15 protein-coding genes are annotated in these 19,115 nt (G+C 74.6%); 13 read left to right on the top strand and 2 right to left on the bottom strand.

Features of this window, described 5'->3' with window-relative positions:
• Positions 1-75 precede the first annotated feature (75 nt).
• Positions 76-606 carry a GNAT family N-acetyltransferase gene (locus BMX65_RS27640; RefSeq protein ID WP_075003082.1) on the top strand — a complete coding sequence of 177 codons (531 nt, stop codon included), beginning with the start codon at positions 76-78 and terminating at the stop codon, positions 604-606.
• Between the two features lie 630 nt (positions 607-1,236).
• On the opposite strand, the gene BMX65_RS27635 is transcribed toward BMX65_RS27640, so the two are convergent.
• The gene (locus BMX65_RS27635; protein WP_239502242.1) at positions 1,237-2,568 is read right to left on the bottom strand and encodes a COG1470 family protein; all 1,332 of its coding nucleotides are present in this window, start codon (positions 2,566-2,568) and stop codon (positions 1,237-1,239) included.
• 218 nt (positions 2,569-2,786) lie between these two features.
• Here BMX65_RS27635 and BMX65_RS27630 point away from each other — a divergent pair, with 218 nt between their 5' ends.
• The 8 genes from BMX65_RS27630 to BMX65_RS33085 all read left to right on the top strand — a co-directional run bounded on the left by BMX65_RS27630 (position 2,787) and on the right by BMX65_RS33085 (position 12,717).
• Positions 2,787-3,509: a helix-turn-helix transcriptional regulator gene (locus BMX65_RS27630; RefSeq protein ID WP_075003080.1), complete on the top strand. Its 723-nt coding sequence runs from the start codon at positions 2,787-2,789 to the stop codon at positions 3,507-3,509.
• 206 nt (positions 3,510-3,715) lie between these two features.
• Positions 3,716-6,889 carry a DUF11 domain-containing protein gene (locus BMX65_RS27625; RefSeq protein WP_075003079.1) on the top strand — a complete coding sequence of 1,058 codons (3,174 nt, stop codon included), beginning with the start codon at positions 3,716-3,718 and terminating at the stop codon, positions 6,887-6,889.
• Positions 6,886-7,593 carry a Pvc16 family protein gene (locus BMX65_RS27620; protein WP_075003078.1) on the top strand — a complete coding sequence of 236 codons (708 nt, stop codon included), beginning with the start codon at positions 6,886-6,888 and terminating at the stop codon, positions 7,591-7,593. Before BMX65_RS27625 ends, BMX65_RS27620 begins: the two co-directional genes overlap by 4 nt.
• 80 nt (positions 7,594-7,673) lie before the next feature.
• The gene (locus BMX65_RS27615) at positions 7,674-9,749 is read left to right on the top strand and encodes an ATP-binding protein (RefSeq protein ID WP_075003166.1); all 2,076 of its coding nucleotides are present in this window, start codon (positions 7,674-7,676) and stop codon (positions 9,747-9,749) included.
• 239 nt (positions 9,750-9,988) lie between these two features.
• The gene (locus BMX65_RS27610; RefSeq protein ID WP_075003077.1) at positions 9,989-11,563 is read left to right on the top strand and encodes a phage tail sheath family protein; all 1,575 of its coding nucleotides are present in this window, start codon (positions 9,989-9,991) and stop codon (positions 11,561-11,563) included.
• A gap of 37 nt (positions 11,564-11,600) precedes the next feature.
• Entirely contained in the window at positions 11,601-12,041 is a 441-nt protein-coding gene (locus tag BMX65_RS27605) for a phage tail protein (protein WP_075003076.1), read from the top strand.
• Positions 12,038-12,562, top strand: coding sequence for a hypothetical protein (locus BMX65_RS27600; protein ID WP_075003075.1), 525 nt, complete (start codon positions 12,038-12,040; stop codon positions 12,560-12,562). The genes BMX65_RS27605 and BMX65_RS27600 overlap by 4 nt, the downstream gene beginning before the upstream one ends.
• A complete protein-coding gene (locus BMX65_RS33085; protein WP_177214361.1) occupies positions 12,559-12,717 on the top strand; it encodes a DUF6760 family protein in 159 nt (52 codons plus the stop codon). The genes BMX65_RS27600 and BMX65_RS33085 overlap by 4 nt, the downstream gene beginning before the upstream one ends.
• Before the next feature lie 264 nt (positions 12,718-12,981).
• On the opposite strand, the gene BMX65_RS33080 is transcribed toward BMX65_RS33085, so the two are convergent.
• Positions 12,982-13,140: a hypothetical protein gene (locus BMX65_RS33080; RefSeq protein ID WP_162637695.1), complete on the bottom strand. Its 159-nt coding sequence runs from the start codon at positions 13,138-13,140 to the stop codon at positions 12,982-12,984.
• A gap of 2,656 nt (positions 13,141-15,796) precedes the next feature.
• Here BMX65_RS33080 and BMX65_RS32600 point away from each other — a divergent pair.
• The 4 genes from BMX65_RS32600 (at position 15,797) to BMX65_RS27580 (ending at position 19,075) form a co-directional block, all read left to right on the top strand.
• Positions 15,797-16,033, top strand: a complete 237-nt coding sequence (locus BMX65_RS32600) for a hypothetical protein (RefSeq protein ID WP_143081896.1) — start codon at positions 15,797-15,799, stop codon at positions 16,031-16,033.
• Between the two features lie 57 nt (positions 16,034-16,090).
• Positions 16,091-16,516, top strand: coding sequence for a phage tail protein (locus tag BMX65_RS27590; protein WP_075003073.1), 426 nt, complete (start codon positions 16,091-16,093; stop codon positions 16,514-16,516).
• A 109-nt stretch (positions 16,517-16,625) separates the two neighbouring features.
• Entirely contained in the window at positions 16,626-17,297 is a 672-nt protein-coding gene (locus BMX65_RS27585) for a CIS tube protein (RefSeq protein WP_075003165.1), read from the top strand.
• Complete coding sequence (locus BMX65_RS27580; protein WP_075003072.1) at positions 17,294-19,075, top strand: VgrG-related protein; 1,782 nt, start codon at positions 17,294-17,296, stop codon at positions 19,073-19,075. The genes BMX65_RS27585 and BMX65_RS27580 overlap by 4 nt, the downstream gene beginning before the upstream one ends.
• Positions 19,076-19,115: the final 40 nt, after the last annotated feature.

Raw genomic sequence — 19,115 nt, 5'->3', positions numbered from 1 at the left:
GGGGCGGCCCCTGGTCGTGCCGCCGGTCCGGGAGCGGGCCCCGGGCCGTGCCCCCGGAGCGGCTAAGCTCCCGCCGTGGACGACATCGCCCCCGGCATACGGATCAGGCCCGGAGACCCGGCCGACGCACCGGCTGTCCTGCACCTGCTCGACGCCGCGGTGGCCTGGATGAACGCCCGCGGCAACACCCAGCAGTGGGGCACGACTCCGTACTCCCGCAAGCCCGGCGGAGTGGCGCGGGTGGAGCGGTACCTGAGTGAGAACAGCCCCTGGATCGCCGAGTTGGACGGCGCACCGGCCGGGGCGCTGGTACTCGACTCCGGCCCCAGCGCGCAGTTGCCCATCGGGCCGGCCGGTGAACCCGAGCGGTATGTCCGGCTGCTGGTCTCCGACCGCCGGCACGCCGGCCGCGGCATCGGCGCCGCGCTGCTGGAGCACGCCGCAGGAGAGACCCGGCGCGCCGGTGCGCGGTTGCTGCGGGTCGACTGCTGGGCGGGCGGGGGCGGCGAACTCGTCGCCTTCTACGAACGCAACGGATTCACCCCGGCAGAGCGGTTCCTGCACGGGGACTGGCCGGGAGCGGTGCTGGCCCGCCGCATGGGCTGACGCGGGCGCGGTCTCGACGTGGAAGATTGCGCAGAGTGGTCCTTTCGGCTCCGCTGTGCGGGTACGCCTACGCACGGGGCGGGGCAGTCTCCTGCGCCGAAGAGCGCTGAGAGGCTACGTGCCCGGCCCCGTCGCCGGTAACCGCTGCGAACCGCCCCCGAAGGGCGCTGCGTCGACCGCTCTGCCGGACCTGGTACTACCGCGGCCGCGCGTGGGGGCCGGTGGAGGGTGAGGAGTTCGGCGTACCGGCGGTTCGAGGGATCGCCGCCCGGGCTGCCGGCGGTACCCGGCCGCACGCAGCCGCGGGCCCGCACCGTTGGGCGTCCGCTGCCACGCGACTGAGCGGCCCCTGCGTCTGCTGAGGGGAACCGGAGGACGTGCCGGCGTCCCCCGCAGCCCCCGCGTGTGTCCGTCCGCCGGACACACGCACGGCGTGCGCGGCATGGCAATGGTTGAGCAAACATCACGTTCGGGGGAATGAAAGGGTATTCGGCATGATGCGCATCAATTGCGCCAAAATGTACCCATGGGTGGCTTGGAACAGGCGTTTCCGCAGGTCATGTCTAGACGCAAAATGTCCTCGCGCCGTCTTCTTGTGGAGTCGGGAGCAGAACGCCGCACGCCGTCGACTCACTGCTTGAGTTCGCCCAGCACACCACTCACGTTCAGTACTTCATGGCACCCGGAGGCCCGCTTCCCGGTGGCCGGTGTGCCGGGCTTCGCGCAGGTCACGTCCGCGGTGACAGTGGCGTCCTCAGGGATGCGGATGGGGGTGACCCAGTGATAGTCCTGATTGCGGAAGGTCTCCAGAGCGATCGTGGTGATCTTCCGTTCGCCGAACTTGATGGTCACCACGCCTTCGTCGCCCTGGAAGTTGGCCACCACGATGTCGGTGACGCCGAGCACCCGGCCCTCGGGGACCTTGTAGGTGCCCACCTTCCGGGAGCCGCCGCCCGTCTGGACATCGACGGTCGCCGAACTCTGCCGCCCGCTTCCCGGCACGATGTCCGGCCCGGTGACCCCGCCGCTTCCACCACCGTTCCCGCCGGTGCCCTGCCCCGGGGCGCCGCCGCCGGGCTGACCGGCCTTCTTGTCCCCCTTGCCGGCTCCTCCGGCGCCGGGTGCACCGCTCTCTCCCTGCTTCCCGCCGCCCTTCGCGGCGGCGCGCTCGGCGGCCGCTTCGTCCGCGGCCTGCTTGGCGGTGCTGCGCACTGCCGGGCGGACCAGCGCAAACCAGGCGAGCAACAGCGCCAGCAGCGCGGCGAGCAGCCCCAGCAGCCACTTCGGGAACACCGAGAGCTGCACGAACTCGCCTTCCAGCGGTTCCCGCCCGGACCGCGGCTCCTCCCCGGCCGCGGCATCGCTCGCCGTGACAGCCACCCCGAAGGGCCAGGTGACCGACGGCCCGAACCAGCGGGGCTTCCCGGTGCGCACCCGCAGGCCCGACTCGGCCGACTCACCCGGTTCCAGGCGCGGATTCCCGTTCCGGACGGTGAACCGCAGGTCCTCCCCGTCCTGTTTGCCGACCAGCCCGACCGTGACCGGGGTGTTCCCCCGGTTCTGCACCGCCACCCGGTAGCGTGCCCCCACCCATCCGCGCCGGCGCCGCGGCTCCAACTCGGTGCGCAGTTCGTGGAAGGGCGCGAGGCGCACCGTGGTCTCCGGAACCACCACCAGATCCGGCTGCTCGGCCGGGAGCACCCGGACGCCCAGAGGCAACTCCCCTGCTCTCACCTCGCTGGAGCGCGGGGGAGCGAGCCGCACCGTCACCGTCTCGGAGGTGCCGGGGTAGAGCGAGACCCGCTCCGGTTCGACCGCGCTCCAGGCGGCGCAGTCGCCGACCACCGTGAGCGTGTAGGCCTCGACGATGTCGGTGTCGTTGCGAATGGTCAGGCTCGTCGTCGCCGTACTGCCCGGCGACACCGCCACGGCCGGCATTTCGAGTTCGGCAGATGTGGTCACCTTGCGAACCTAGGACGCCCTGCCCGGCCCGCGGGAGGGGCGGCGGGGGCAATGTGCGGGCAGTCGGGATGCCCTCCTGGACCACCGGGACCGTGCCCTTGAGGGGCCGCACACCCGACGCGTTTCGCCGCGGCCGGAGTCCGGCTCCGCATCGGCCGGCCGACGCCGCCGGTCCCACCGCACCCACCGCAGATCCGGAAGAGACGGGTACCGAGCATATGACTCACACAGACGAGCACGACTCTCCCACTGCGGCCCGGAGGGGATCCGCCTCCTGGCCGTCGGCCCTGCCCACCGCACCGCCCGTCCCTGCCCGCAAAGCCCGTGTGTCCGTCGCCCTGTACGCGGAGGACGGCATCCTGCACGCCGGTGTCGTCCAGCAGCTCCGCCAGCAGCCCGATGTCCGGTTGCTGCCGGAGGCTGAAGGGGACCAGGCCCAGGTCTCGCTGGTGGTCGTGGACACGGTGAACGACCCCGCCGTCCGGCTGCTGCGCCGCCTGCAGCGCAACACGGCCACCCGCACCGGGCTGGTGGTCGGCTCGTTCGAGGCGGCGGCCCTGCAGACGATGATCGAGTGCGGAGTGGCCGCCGTGCTGCGCCGAGCCGAGGCCGACCAGGACCGGCTCCTGCATCTGATCACGGCGATGGCCAACGGGGAGGGGGTACTTCCGGGCGACCTGCTCGGCAAGCTGCTCGAACACGTCGGCACCCTGCAGCGCACGGTGCTCGACCCGCGCGGTCTGACGCTCTCGACCCTCACGACCCGGGAGGCCGAGATGCTGCGGCTGGTGTCGGAGGGCTTCGACACCGTCGAGATCGCCCAGAAGACGTCGTACTCGGAGCGGACGGTCAAGAACGTGCTGCACGAGGTCGCCACACGACTGCGGCTGCGCAACCGCGCGCACGCCGTCGGCTACGCGATGCGCCACGGACTGATCTGAGCGCACGGCGCCCCGGCCCGGGACAACCGGGGGCAGGGCGAAGGGGAGGCGGACCGGCGGGAGAGCGCAGCCGGCCCGGTCCGGTGCTGTTGCCCGAAAGAGCAGCCGCCGCTTCCCCCGGTCCGGGTACTCCTGCCCTGGCCCGGCCCGGGCCCGCCGCGCGACGCTCGGCGCACGAGACTCCTTCCCCGACTGCGAGGTGGGCGGTGACCGGCACTGTTGGCCCGGCGAGGCGCTCCAGGCAGGGCGGCCTGGCGGCGGTCCTGGTGCTGTTGCTTCCGCTGCTCGTGGTCGCGTCCCCGCCGGGAACCCGGCCTGCCTTCGCCGCACCGAGCGCGCAACCGGGGGCCGATGCGGGGCGGATCGCCTTCGCCGGTACGGAACACCGCAGCATGGGGCGGGTCAGTGGCACCGCCTCCAGCGACCCGCTCTTCGGCCCCGGGCCCGCACACTTCGACCAGCACTCCTCCGCACGCGGCGACCTGCTGGTGTTCACCAGCCTCCGGGACAGCACGAAGGCCCAGGTCTACCTGCGCGGCAAGGACGGTGCCGTGCGCAAGCTGACGACCGGCCGGGACGCCGGGCACCCCGCCCTCGCCCCGGACGGCGGATCCGTGGTGTTCGACTCCGCCGAGCCCTCGTCCGCGGGCAGCCAACGGGACCTGTGGCAGGTGGGGACCGACGGCTCGGGGCTGCGCCGGCTCACCGACACACCCGCCGACGAGACCTCACCGACGTACTCCCCGGACGGCACCAGGATCGCGTACTCCAGCGACGCCGACCCGCTCCGCGGCAAGCAGATCTACACCCGCGCCGTCGCGGGCGGGGCGCAGACCCGGATCAGCGACGGTCCCGCCGGTGACGCCACCGAGCCGACGTGGAACCCCGCCGGCGACCCGGCACACCGCGACCTGGTGGCCTACACCCTCGACACGGGCCCGGACACCGGCCCGCGGCTGCGGGTCACCGACGGCCAGGGCACCGACGAACCGCTCCTGGCCGGTGGGCAGGCCGACTGGAAGACCCGGTCGGCGGCCTGGCTGCCGGACGGCGACCAGGTGCTGTTCCTCAGTCCGAACGAGGAGTGCGTCTGCACCACGACCGAGCGGGTCTACCGGGCGCGAGCCGGCTCGGACGAGGGAGCCCGGCTGGTGCTGAGGGAGGACCGCGCCGTGGCGTCCCCCACCTGGCTGGGCTCCGCCGACGACGGGGAGACGGTCGTCACCCGCACCAGCGCCCCCGCCCGCAACGTGGTCACGCTCCAGGACGCGCGGCAGGACGGCTCCGATCCGCGCGACCTCGGGCTGACCCTCCTCAAGGAGGACCCGGCCGCCTACACCAACACCGACCCCGCGGTCGATCCGCTGTTCCATCCCGCGGACGGCTACGACCCGTGGACGGAGCGGCAGAGCTACACCCCCGACGGCAGACGCATCGTCGTCACCCGGTTCGAGGACTCCGACGCGGGACGGATCGAACGCATCTGGCTCGCCGAGGCGGACGGTTCCAGCCCGCACCCGCTGCCGCTGGCCGGACGCGGCGCCGCCGACCGGGACACCGACCCCGCCTTCTCACCCGACGGCAAGTTCCTCGCCTTCACCCGGACTTCGCCCCGCGGTCCCGGCGGGGAGCCGGGACCGGGCCGTATCCTGGTCGCGGACGCGGCCACGGGCGAGATCGTCGACCGGATCGTCCCGCCCGCCGGGCAGGCCGACCGCAGCGACGCACAGCCGACCTGGTCCGCGGACGGCACCACCATCGCCTTCACCCGCACCCAGGTCATCGGCGGGAACGGCGGCAACAAGCACATCTGGACCGCTCCGGTGGACGCGCTGGAGCGGCAGCGCGACCTGAGCGCCGCGAACTGCCCGGGCGAGTGCCAGGTGATCGACGACAGCCCGGCGTTCTCACCGGACGGGAAGGACGTGGCGTTCAACCGCAAGGACGGCGGCGGCCGGGTCAACGAACGCAACGGCATCCTGCTGACCGGCGCCGACGGGGAAGGCTGCCGGGTCCTGCTGCCCGCCGCGGCCGCCGCAGGCACCGGTGCCTGCGGCCGCGAGCTGCCCGACACCCGCACGACGGGCCCGTTCCAGCCGCGCGACGTGGCATGGTCGCCGGACGGCAGCCGGCTCGTCCTCAGCTCGCGCCGGGCCGTGGACGCCAACGCACCCGAGGGCCTCTCCGTCCTGGAGCCGGCGACCGGCCGCCTGACGCCGCTCACCGACGGTCTGCCCGGACGCCAGAAGGAGCCCAGCTACCAGCAGTCCGTCGACCTGTCGGTGGACGCGCCGGACGCCGCGCCCGCGGTGCGGGTCGGCGGCACCCGCTCGGTCACCGCCACCGTCACCAACCACGGCCCGGCCCCCTCGCCCGCCACCACCCTCACCGTCGCGGTGCCGCCGGGCGTCCGCCTGGAGCGGTTGACCGCGACCGCGGGAGACTGCCCCGCGGCGACACCCCAGTGCGCCCTGGGGGTCCTCGCACCCGGCGCCGAGGTGCGGATCACCGCCCGGCTCACCGGGGTGGCGGTCGGGGACCAGCAGGTCGGATGGTCGGTATCCGGCGCGGTCGTCGACCCCCGGCCCGGTGACAACGCGGCGGACACCGTCGTACCCGTCGAGGCCGACGCCCCACCCCCGCCGCCCCCGTCGGCTTCCCCGTCACCCCCACCGGGCTCCGCGCCCCCGCCGAGCTCCGCGCCACCCCGACCGCCCGCACGGCGCACGCCGTCGGCCGGGCCCGGTGTGACGGTCCGGGCGCAGCCCGCACCCGGCTACGTGGGCGGACACGTCGTGGTGACCTACACCGTCCGCAACGGGCGGAACGCCCTGGCCACCGGCCTGCGACTGAAGTTGGGACTGCCGCCGGACATTCCCGCCGGGCGGCTTCCCGCCGGGTGTTCCACCGGCGGCCGGTGCGCACTGGGCGATCTGGCGCCGGGCGCCTCCACCGTCCTCCGCGTCGTGCTGGCACCCGACAAGGCGCTGCGGACCACCGTCACCGCGACCCTGTCGACCAGCGGGACCGACGCCGACCCGCGCGACAACGTCGACAAGGAGCGGCTGCGCATCCTGCAGCCCCGCATCGTCGCCGTCCCCGAAGTCGGCAAGCCGGGGTTCGTCACCTCGGTACGCGGCAAGGACTTCCCCCCTGGCACCCCGGTGCGGCTGAGCTGGAAGCCCGGAATCACCGCGGCGGCCGCACCGGCCCTTCCCGGCGGCACGGGACGCTTCACCGCCCAGTTGCTGATCCTCTCCAAGGACGCGACGGGGCCGCGCAGAATCCTCGCGAAGGGCGCCGGCTTCAGTCCGGTCAGCACCACGTTCCTGGTGGTCAGCGGCAGCGTCGCGCCACCCGACGAGGTGGCGCGCCGGTGATCCACGAAGTCGACGAGGCGCTGCGGCTGCTGCTGTCCGGCTCCGGCCTCCAGGACAGCGGTGTCGAGCTGGTCTTCGACGCGCCCACCAGCGACTGGGCCGCCCGCCGCAACGCGCCGACCATCAGCGTCTTCCTCTACGACATCCGCGAGGACCTCTCCCGGCGGCGCAGCGGTACGGCTCAGGAGTACGACGAGAGCGGCGCCGCCGTCGGCATGCAGGCCCTGCCGCGCTGGTTCGAACTGACCTATCTGGTGACCGCGTGGACCAACCGGCCGCAGGACGAGCACCGGCTGCTCTCCCAGGCACTGCGCTGTCTGACCGGCATGGACGTGCTGCCCGCCGAGCTGTACACCGGGAGCCTCGCCGAACTCGGGCTGGCCGTCGGCATCGAGGCGGCAGGCCGCGGCAGGCAGGGCCCCTCGGCTTCGGACCTGTGGACCGCGCTGGGCGGCGAACCCAAGGCGTCCATCGACGTGCGGGTCTGCGCACCGCTGGGCGGCGAGCGGACCGCCGCGGGGCCGCTGGTGACCGAAGGGCTCGTGCTGCGGCCGGAATCCGACCCCGAGGCCACGCCGCCCACCGCGCCCGGACGGCGGCTGCGCTACCAGGGCGCCGCCGACCCCGGCCCCGAGGGATTCTCCGCACCGCGCGAGCGCCGCCCGCCGGCCGTCCGGCGCCGACGCCGAGGACCCGGCCGGTGACGGCCGGCCTGCGGAACCACTCCGGCGGCCGTCCGGCGGCCGGCAGCCCGGCCGCAGCCGGTGCCGGGACGGAAGGCGACCTGTGGGCGCGATTCGCCCGCGTCGAGCGGCGCGTCCGCTCCGCGGTGGCGGCCCGCCGCGCTGTCGACCCGGAGCCGGACGACCCCTACCGCGGGCAGTACCTCACCCCGGAGGCAGCCGGACGCACAGCGCAGTCCCCGCGCGACGCGCTCGCCGCGACGGTGGAGGCTGTCGAGCCGGCCCTGCCGCCGCCCGGCTCGGCGCTCGGCCGGCTGGCCGAGGCATTCGGCCTGGCACCCCTCGACATCGAGCTGCTGCTGGTGGCCGTGGCACCGGACCTCGACGCCCGGTTCGAACCTCTCTACGGCTACCTCAACGACGATCTGACGCGGCGCCGGCCGACCGTCGGCCTCGCCCTGGAACTGTGCGGTCTGCCCACCGCAGGGCCCGGACGCTTCCGCCTCTCACCGGCCGCCCCGCTCGCCGGCCGCGGGGTCCTGGAACTCACCGAGACCGACCGCCCGCTGCTCTCGCGGGTCCTGCGCGTACCCGACCGGGTGACGGCGTATCTGCTCGGGGACGACGAGATCGACCACCGGCTGCGCGGCATCGTGCGCGTGGGGCGGGCGGACGGCGCCGCCGATCCGGAACTCGTCCGCCGGGTGCGCGACCTGCTGACCACGAGCAGCCCGCTGGTGTACCTGCGTGCGACGGACGGCGACGCAGCCCCGGTGGCCCTCGACGCGCTCGCTTCCGCCGGGCTGCGCCCGCTCGTGCTCGACCTCGCCGCGCTCCTCGCCGCGCCCGCCCCGGCGCACCTCCCGCACCTGGCGGCCTTCGAGGCGCGGCTCGGCGCGGGCGGCATCGTCGCCGGCCCGGTCGATCTGCTCGAACTCCGGCGCCCCGAGCGGGCACGGCTGCTGTACGACCTGTGCGAGACGGCCGCCGGAACGCCCCTGATCCTGTACGGCCGCACGGGCTGGGACCCGCGGTGGGCGCAGGAGAGTCCGGTGCCCTTCGCCGTCGCCCCGCCCGGCAGGCCGAGCCGTCTCCAGCGGTGGGAGCGGGCGCTGGCCGCCGCGGGCGGGACCGCCGGGGTGCCCTTGCCGGGCGCGACGGCCCCGCCGCGCGGCGGACTGGCCGAGGAGGTCGCCTCCTGGCGACTCGGCGCGGAGCAGATCCGCAAGGCCGCCTCCCTCGCCGTCCGCAGCGCCGCAGCCGAGCGGCGCCCGGTCTCGGAGCGCGATGTGCGCCTCGCCGCCCGCGCGCAGAACGGCGCGGGTCTCGAACAGCTCGCGCGCCGTGTGGAGCCCGCTGTCGGATGGTCCGACCTGGTGCTGCCCGACGCGACGCGCGCACAGCTCCGGGAACTCGCGCTGCGCGCCCGCCACCGGGACCAGGTGCTGGGGGAGTGGCGGATGCGGCCCGGAGGAGGGCGCGGGCGTGGGGTGATCGCGCTCTTCGCGGGGGAGTCCGGTACGGGCAAGACCATGTCGGCCGAGGTCGTCGCGGGCGCGCTGGGCATGGATCTGTACGTGGTCGACCTGTCCACCGTCGTCGACAAGTACATCGGAGAGACCGAGAAGAACCTCGAACGGATCTTCGCGCAGGCGTCCGAGGTCAACGGCGTCCTGCTCTTCGACGAGGCCGACGCCATCTTCGGCAAGCGCTCGCAGGTCAAGGACGCGCACGATCGCCACGCGAACGTCGAATCGGCCTACCTGCTGCAGCGCATGGAGTCGTTCGACGGGATCGCCGTCCTCACCACCAACCTGCGCGCCAACCTCGACGAGGCGTTCACCCGGCGGCTGGACGTGGTCGCCGAGTTCCCGATGCCCGACCGCGACCAGCGGCTCGCGCTGTGGGACCAGTGCCTGGGCGCGCGGATCCCCCGGGACGGCGGGCTCGACCTGGACTTCTGCGCCGAGCGTTTCGAGCTGGCGGGCGGCTCCATCCGCGCCTGCGCGGTGACCGCGGCCTATCTGGCCGCGGAGTCGGCACAGCCGCTGGGGACGGCGCAGGTCGTCTCGGCGGTCCTGCAGGAGTACCGCAAACTCGGCCGCCTGGTGCTGGAGAGCGAGTTCGGCCCCTGGCTGGACGGCGCGAAGGAGAGCGGCCCTTCCGCGGCCGGGTGACGGGAGGCCGTCCCGCAGCGCCCACCCGGTCCTGGCCGCACCGGAGCGCGCGGCCGAACTGGGACGCCCGGCCGAACCGGGGCGCCCGGCCGAACCGGGGCGCAAGGGCCGTCCGCCCCCGTCCCCTGTGCCCCGGAAGGCAGCACGTCTGCCCTCCGGCCAGGACTCCGGGACCTACTGCCCTGCCCTTCGGCGCACGAGACTCGGCAGCGACCCAGCGGCCACCCGAAGGAGCGCGCATGCCGTCGTACCTCACCCCGGGCGTCTATGTGGAGGAGGTGCAGTCCGGAGCTCGGCCCATCGAGGGAGTGGGTACCGCGGTCGCCGCCTTCGTCGGGTTCGCGGAGTCCGGTCCGTTCCACACCCCGACGCTGGTCACCAACTGGGACCAGTACGTGCAGACCTTCGGCGCCTTCGCCCGGGGGACCTACCTCGCGCACGCCGTGTACGGGTACTTCGCCAACGGCGGCGGAACCGCCTATGTGGTCCGGGTCGGAGGCCCTTCCCCGGAGGCCGCTGCCGGGGACGGAGGGACCACGACGGCCACCCCTGCCGGCAGCGGTACGCCCGAGCCCACGCCGATCGGCGGCTTCCTCGTCTCGGCCAGGTCCGGCGCCGAGGGGGACCTCGCCGTCGAGGTGACCGAACCGGAGGGGGAGCACCCGCCCGAGGACCGCTTCCGCCTGGTGGTGCGGCACAACGGCAAGGTGGCCGAGACCTACGACGCCTCCACCCGCAAGAACGTCAAGAGCTATCTGGTGACCCAGACGCGGGACTCCAAGCTCATCGAGGTCGCCGAGCGCCCCGGCGCCTCCGCCTCCCGCCCGGAGCAGCAGAGCGCCACGCTGGCCACCGCCCCCGCCGAGGCACCGGCACCCGGCACCCCGCCGGACGGTGTGGCGCGGCTGGACCCCGCCGAGTACGTCGGCGACGCGGCGGCCCGCACCGGCTTCGCGGGGCTGGAGGCGATCGACGAGATCACCATGGTCGCGGTGCCGGACCTGATGAGTGCGCATCAGCGCGGCGACATCGACGCCGAGGGGGTGAAGACGGTCCAGCTCGCCGTCGTCTCGCACTGCGAGCAGATGGGCGACCGGGTCGCCGTCCTCGACACCCCGCCGGGCCTGCCGGCCCAGCGGGTCCGCACCTGGCGCAACGACGAGGCCGGGTTCGACTCGCCGCACGCCGCCCTCTACTACCCGTGGATCAAGGTGTTCGATCCGTCCGCAGGACGCAACACGCTCGTGCCGCCCAGCGGCCACGTCGCCGGTGTATGGGCGCGCAGCGACGGCGAGCGCGGTGTCCACAAAGCCCCGGCCAACGAAGTCGTGCGCGGCGCCGTGGACCTGGAGACCCGGCTCAGCAAGGGGGAGCAGGACTTGCTCAACCCCATCGGCGTCAACTGCGTGCGCGCCTTCCCCGGCAGGGGGATCCGCATCTGGGGCGCCCGGACGCTCTCGTCGGACCCCGCCTGGCGCTTCCTCAACGTGCGGCGTCTCTTCAACTACCTGGAGGAGTCGATCCTCCTGGGCACCCAGTGGGTCGTCTTCGAGCCGAACGACGACCGCCTCTGGTCGAGCATCCGGCGCAACATCACCGGCTTCCTCACCGAGGAGTGGCGCCGCGGTGCGCTCTTCGGGCGCACCGCGGAGGAAGCCTTCTACGTCAAGTGCGACCGCGAGAACAACCCGCCGGAGTCCATCGACCTGGGCCAGGTCGTGTGCGAGATCGGAGTGGCCCCCGTGAAGCCCGCCGAGTTCGTGGTCTTCCGGCTGTCCCAGTTCTCCGACAGCACCAGCCTCGTCAACGAGTGACCCGCAGAGTCCGGAACCGGGAAGGTGACAAGCAACCATGGCTGAAGGCGATGCTCTTTCCACCCATGTGTTCGGCGTTCAGCTGGGCGGCTACCTCGTCGAGTCCATCCAAGAGGTCAGCGGTCTGACCGTCGAGGAGGAGGTCGTCGAGGTCCGCCAGGTGTCGTCGGACGGCAAGCAGATCATCCGCAAGCAACCCGGGGCCCGGCAGTCCGGCGAGGTGACGATCACCCGCGGCCTCGACCAGAGCAGCGAGTTCACAAGCTGGATCAAGGAGACGCTGAACAACGGCGCTGTCGACACCGCCCGGCAGAACCTCACCATCGAGATCAAGGACTCGACGGGCGAGACCGTCCGGCGTATCCAGCTCATGCAAGGGTGGGCGAGCAAGTGGGAGGGCCCCTCGCTGAAGGCGGGGGAGTCCAGCGCCGCCACCGAGACCGTGACGATCACCTTCGAGGAGATCGTGGTCGAATGAAGCGCAGGAAGGTCTCCACCAGCAACCTCGAGGAGTTCCTCGAAGCCACGGCGCCCCCCGACCGGCCGGCAGCATCCCCCGCTCCCGAGCCCGCCCAGGGCGCGGCCCCGGTGCAGCCACCGGGATCCGACGCCGCGGAGCCCCATACCGGACTGCGTACGGAGTTCGCCTTCGAACTGCCCCGCGGATACGTCGACGACGCGGGTACGGTGCACCGCACCGGTTCGATGCGGCTCGCGACCGCGCGGGACGAACTGCGGCCGCAGATCGACCTGCGGGTGAAGGAGAACCCCGCATACCTCAGCGTGGTGCTGCTCAGCCAGGTCATCACCCGGCTGGGCACCGTCACCGACGTGCACGCCGGGGTCGTGGAACGGATGTACGCCACGGATGTCGCCTTCCTCCAGGACTTCTACCGGCGCGTCAACAGCGAGGGCCACACCCACGCCGCGGTGACCTGCCCGCTGTGCCACGGCTCCTTCGAGGTCGACCTCTCCGGAGGGCGCCTGGGGGAATCGTGACGTACGCCCTCCCCCGGCTGTGGGAGGAGATCGCGTACGTCGCCTACCACTTCCACTGGCAGCGCGAGGAGATCCTCGACCTCACCCACGCGGAGCGCCGGCAGTGGGTGAACGAGATCGCACGGATCAACACCCGAGTGAACGAAAGCGGTTGATCAGGTGGGGTTCTGGAGCACAAAGCGACGCCGCCGAGCCGCCCCGGCCGACGGCACCCCGGTCGGCGAGGCGCCTCAGGCACCCGGCGCCGGGCCCGCCGCGCCGCCGCCCGCCCCGCGCGAGGGCTGGGACGGGGGATGGCGGCAGGTCCCCGCGCCGGAGACGACGCTCTCCCGGCGGCCACTGGCAGGCATCAGCGACGGCCTCCGGTTCAGAGCGCGGCTCGCCGCATGGCAGAACCCCGCGTTCGGCAGCGGGCTCGGTCACGCCGTCCTGCCCTCGGCGCCACCGGGCCGGATGCCCGACATGGCCCGGCCCTCGGCCCCGTCGGCGCTCACCCACGGGGCTCCGCTGCTGCTGCGCGCCGTGCGCAGCACCCCGGAGCCCCCGACGCGGTCCGAGCCGGAACCGGAGGCGGGCACGCTGGGCGCTCCGCAGCCCGCGCCGCAGCCGACCGCCGCGAGCCCGACCGCCTCGGCAGCGGGGCGCCGGGGGAGTGATCCGGCACCGGGCCGGACTCCGGCGCCCGCCCCGCGACCTGGCCCACGACCCGGCTCCGTCCGCGGCCGGGAACCGGACGTGTCCGCAGGGGAGTCCGGGCCGCTTCCGCGCCCGCGTGCCGTCGTCCGCCCGATCCCGGCGGGGCCTTCCCCGACGGTGGCCCGGCGCCCGGCAGGCCCCGTCCGGAGACTTGCCGCGCTCCCGCCCCGGACGCCGCCGGACCCCGCACGGGCCGGTGGCGGGGCCGCCGCGGCCGGCACCCGGCCCGCCACCTCCGCCCGGCAGGAAGCGTCGAGGGGCGAACGCTCCCTCCCCCCGGTGCAGCGCCGTACCCGGCCCGGGCCCACGGGCCCCGAAGCCGCCCGGCACGAGGCGGTTCGGCCCCTCCTCGACCACCCCGACCACCCCGACCACCCCGACCACCCCGACCACCCCGACCACCCCGACCACCCCGACCACCCCGACCACCCCGACCACCCCGGCCACTCCGACCACCCCGACCACCCCGGCCACTCCGGCCACTCCGGCCATCCCGACCCGCGGGGCACGGAGCCGGACCGCCGTCCGCGCGAAGCGCGCACCGTGCGGCCGGGGCTCGGCCCGCCGCAGCGCACGCTTCCGGCATCCGCCCGGGAACCCGGGGTCCGCCGCCCGGACGCCGCCCCGGCGGCGGACACCGGGACGATGCCGGTCCTCCGGCCGCAGGCGGTGCAGCGGCAGGCCGAGGAGACGCGACCGGCGGCCGGGCAGCGTCCGGCCGCCGCACAGCGGCAGGAGCCGTCCGCGGCAGCCGGGAGCGCCCGGCCCGAGACGCGGCCTCCCGCTTCCCGGACATCGCCCGATGTGCAGCGTGCGGCGCCTGTCACGCGCCCCGGTGCACCGGCGAGCGGGTCCGGGCGGCGAGCGGGCCTCGGCGCGCCGCTGCCCTCGCTGCCGCCGACCGCGGCCACGCCGCGAGCGGCACCGTCCCGCGGTGCGCCCGTCCGGAGCAGGCCGGAAGACGCTTCCGCGGCCCCGGCCCGAACCCGACCCGCTCCAGGGGAGCCTTCCGGCACCACCCGCTCCACCGGGGCCGACAGCGGCACCGAGGGCGCCGACGGCCACCGCACGGACGCGACCGCCCCCGCGCCGCCTGCCGGTGCGGACGGCACCGTGGGAGCCCAAGCGCCTTCGCGTACGGCAACCACCGGCACCGCAGCACCCGCCGTCGGCGCGGTGCCCGGCGGCGGGCCCGAGCCCCCCGTCGGAGGTGCCGGGACGCGGAGGATCGCACCGGTGCGGATCTCCGGCCCCCTGGCACCTGTTCCGGCCGTCCAGCGGGCCCTGGCCCTGCTCGGCGACCGGCCCCTCGAGGTCGCCGCCCCGGGCAGCGCGTCGCTTCCGGCGTCGGTACCCGCCGCCGCGCGAGCGCCGCTGCCCGCGGTCCCGGTCGTCTGGCGGCGCGACCGGGAGGCCGGGGCCCCGGCCGCGACGTCGCCCGCCCCACCGGCAGGTCAGCCGGTGCGGCAGGTTCCGCGGCAGCCCGAAGCCGCCTGCGCGGAGCCCGCTTCCGAGCGGCGTGGACGGCGCAGGCGGCGCCGGAAACCGCCGCCCGGAGAGTCCACGCCCATGACTCCCCAGGCGTCACCGGCCGGCGGCCCGACCCCGCGCAGTGCCTCGGGCACGGGCGGCAGCGGGGCCGCCCTCCAGCGCGCCACCACCGGCCCTCCCCGGCCGGCAGCCGCCGGCGAACGGGCTCCGTCCCGCGGCCCGGCCATGTCCCCGCAGGCCGGGGCCAGTCCACCGGTGCACCACGTCCGCCACCCGGCACCGGACACAGCGGACTCACAGGCCCGCACCGCGCCGTCAGCGCCGCGTGCTGTACCCCTGGCCGCGGCCACCCGGCCGGCCTCCGCGCCGTACCGCACCCCGCAGCGGTCCGCCGCCCCCTCGCCGGGTCCTTTGCCGCGTACGCCGAAGCACCGGCGCACGCCGACCGGTGACCCCGTCTCGGGTGCGGACGGGAACTCGGCCGCACTCGGCGTGCGGCCCGTCGGCTCGGGCTCGTCGGCGCCGCGCGGTGCCGGGCATCCGGGCCCTGACGTGCCGAACGGGGCTCCGCCCGTCCAACGGGCCCCGCATGACGGGGGAACCGGTTCCGCCCGAACCGTGTACACCACCCCTGCGCTGCCACCCGCCGCGGCGCCGGGCGGGGTTCCGGTCGTCCGGGCCGCACCCCCGACCGAGGCCGGGCCCGGACCGCACCCCACCTCCTGGACGGCGGGGGCCGTACCGGCCTGGCCGGCGGCCGGTCCCGGAGCCGGGACCGGGACGGCAACGGGGCCGGACCCGGGAGTCGGCGGCACGTCCGCAGCCCCCTCCGCCGCGCCGCCGTCCCTGCCGGTGCGGGCCGCCCAGCGTGCACCGTCGGCCGGTGCCGGTGCCGGTGCTCCGCTCCCGCCACCCCGCCCCACCCGCCCCGGACCGGAGCCCGCGCGGCGCCCGGAACCGGGCGGGAGCCGGCCGACCGGCAGCCGCCCCCAATCCCCGGCCCGCCGCGCGGACGGGGCCGCCGCCCGGGCGGCGGCGCTGCAGCGCATGGCGGACGCCGGTCTCGCGGGGGTCCCGGCCACCCCCGTCGCCGGACCGGCGGGCCGGGACGACGCCCCGGACGGCAGTCCGCCACCGCAGCGGCCGGCGGACCCGCGGGGGATCGAGGGCATCGACCTCGAAGAACTCGCCCGGCGGCTGCTCGACCCGCTCGGCCGGCTGCTCCGGGCGGACCTGCGGCGTGACCGGGAACGTGCCGGAAGGCTGCACGGAGGCCGGCGCTGACCATGCAGGCCAAGGAGACCGGGACCGCGCGGCGCGCACGGCAAGGGAGACGGAGAGATGACCGACAGCATCTTCGCGACGAGCGTGTTCTTCAAACTCGCCATCGGAGGCAGCGACCTGGGCGCCTTCCACACCTGCTCCGGGCTCGGCGCCGAAGTGGAACTGGAGAGCTACGCGGAGGGCGGCAACAACGGCTTCGCGTGGCAGCTTCCCGGCAGGATCACCTGGACCAACATCACGCTCACCCGACCGGTCACCGAGGACACCGCGAAGATCGCGCAATGGCTCGACGAGATCCTCACCCGGGTCGAACCCAAGGACGGCGAGATCGTCGCCCTCAAGCCGGACCTCAGCCGCATCGTCAGCTGGCAGGTCCTCGGCATCGTCCCGGTGCGCTGGCAGGGGCCCTCGTTCGACCCCGCCAGCTCGCAGGCCGCGATCGAGACGCTGGAGATCGCGCACGAGGGACTGCGGCCCTCCTGAACGCCGCCCCCGGTGACACAAACCGCACGGCCACCACCGGCCGGACCGAAAGGAGAGTGCCGTGCCTGCCGCACCCCGCACCAGCCGCGCCCGAGCGCAGTTGACCGTCATGGAGCCGCCCGCCACGGTCGGCGCCCGGCCGGGCGGCACACTGGCCCGGCTCTCGCTGCAGTTCAACCCGGCGGCGCTCTCCTTGAGCAAGCGCACCGAATGGCGGCGCACCCCCTCCCGGATGGCCGGGCAGTCCGCCCTGCCCGAGTTCGTCGGCAGCGGCCCGCGCTCCCTGACCATGGACGTCTTCCTCGACGCGACGTCCTCACACGACAACTCGGTCGAGGAGACCGTACAGACCCTGATGACGGCCTGCGTCCCCACTCCAGGCAGCCTGGCCCGCAAGAAACCGGCCAGCCCCTGGGTGCGGTTCGAGTGGGGCACGGCCAGGACGACCTCCTTCGACGGCGTCCTGTGCGACCTCTCCGTCTCCTACACGCTCTTCGACGTCGACGGAACCCCGCTGCGTGCCACCTGCTCGCTCTCGATCGAGGAGGCGAGCGTCGACCCTCCCGGCCAGAACCCCACCTCCGGATCGCGCGAGGCCCGCAGCACCTACCGGCTGGTCGCCGGGGACAGCCTGCCGCTGCTCGCCTGGCGGGAGTACGGCGATCCCGCGGCGTGGCGCACCATCGCCGAGGCCAACGGCATCGACGATCCGCTGGCGCTCACCCCCGGCACGGAACTGGTCATCCCCGGCACGGCCGGCGGGACGAGGGAGGAGCCATGAGCGCACCGCAGGCCCGCGGCGGACGGTCGTTCGCCGCCGACCCGATCGTCGAGGCCCCCGGCGAACTCCCCGCGCACTGGGTCACCCAGTTGGTGGGCTGCGTGGTCGACGAGAACGTCGCACTGCCGGACGCCGCCGTCCTCACCTACCGCGACCCGGACCACGAACTGCTCACCGCCACCGGCATCACCCTCGGAACCGCCGTACGGATCTCGGTCGTCACAGCGCAGGGCAATGCCAGGGAGCGGCTGTTCACCGGAGAGGTGACTGCCGTCGAACTGGACAGCGACACCACCGGCTCCTTCACGGTGGTCCGGGCACTGTCCGCGGCACACCGGCTGCAGCGCGGCCGGAAGGTGGTGGCCTACCGCAACATGACGACGGCGGCCATCGTCCGCAAGGTAGCCGCAGGAGCCGGTCTGGCCTGCGGCCGGATCGAGGCCCCGCCGATCACGCACAAACAGCTCTCCCAGGCCAACGTCTCGGACTGGGAGTTCCTCCAGTACCTGGCGGGGGAGTGCGGCACGCAGGTGGGCATGGACGACAAGGGGCTGCTGGAGTTCGTCCGCCCCCGGCCGGCAGCGTCGGCGCCCGCGCCTTCCACCCCCGCCACCAGCAGCCCGTTCGTCCTCCAGTACGGGCGCAATCTGCTCGCACTGCGCGCGGTGCTCACCGGGTCCGAGGGGGCCGGCAGCGTCGAGGTGCGCGGCTGGAACGTGGACACCAAACGCCCGCTGGTGGCCGGCGAGCAGGCCGTCCGCAGCGAGACGGTCACTCCGGGGATGAGCCCCTCGGCGGCCGGCGGGGCCTTCGACCCGGCCGCCCGGATGACGGTGGCCGACACGCCCTACCGCAGCCAGGCGGAGGCAGCAGCCGCGGCCTCCTCGCTCGCGGCCGCGGTCGGTTCCGGATTCGGCGAGGTCGAGGCGGTCGCCGAGGGGGACCCGCGGCTGCGCGCCGGACAGCCCGTCGCGCTCGGCAACGTGGGCCCCCACTTCTCCGGGCGCTACACGGCGACCGCCGCGCAGCACGTCCTCGAACCGCACGGCGGCTACCGCACCACCGTGCTGGTGAGCGCCTCCCCGGACCGTTCGCTGGCGGGCCTGACCTCGGGCGCCGCAGCCCCGGGGCGCGGCCCGCGGATGCCGGGCCTCGCCATCGGCGTGGTCACCGACATCCGGGAGGCCGGCGGCGCCCAACGCGGCTGGGTGCGCCTGAAGTTCCCCTGGCTGGATGCGGACTATGTGACCGACTGGGTACGCACCCTGCAATGGGGCGGCCAGGGGGGCGGCGGAGTCTTCAGCCCCGAGGTCAACGACGAGGTGCTGGTGGGCTTCGAACAGGGCCTGCTCGACAGCCCCTACGTGCTCGGCGGACTGTACAACGGCGTCGACACCCCCTCCCCGCACGACGTGCCGCTCGTCGACGGGACCAGCGGCAGGGTCAACCGGCGCTCCCTGGCCTCCCGTTCCGGGCACCGGCTCGAACTGCTCGACACCCCCCGGGGCGTCTCGGGAGTGCGGCTGTCCAGCGGGAACGAACGCCTCAAGGTCGTCCTCGACGAACGGCGCGACGAGATCGCCCTGGAGGTGACCGGTCCGGGCGGCCGGAACACCCTCGCTTCCGTGACGCTCTCGCCCTCGGGCATCACCCTCGACGCGGGCACCGGCGAGGTCCGGGTGAAGGGACGTGCGGTGCACATCGACGGCACCTCGCAGGTCTCGCTGGACGGCGGACTGCTGGCGGTGCTCAAGGCCAAGCTGATCCGCATCAACTGACCGCCGCCGCCCACCTGATCACGCAGCCCACCCCTCAGGA

Origin of the sequence: Streptomyces qinglanensis (genome assembly GCF_900111245.1) — a bacterium.
Taxonomy (GTDB): Bacteria; Actinomycetota; Actinomycetes; order Streptomycetales; family Streptomycetaceae; genus Streptomyces; species Streptomyces qinglanensis.
The sequence above is the reverse complement of the archived record's forward strand: the minus strand, read 5'-3'. Positions and strand labels throughout refer to the sequence as shown.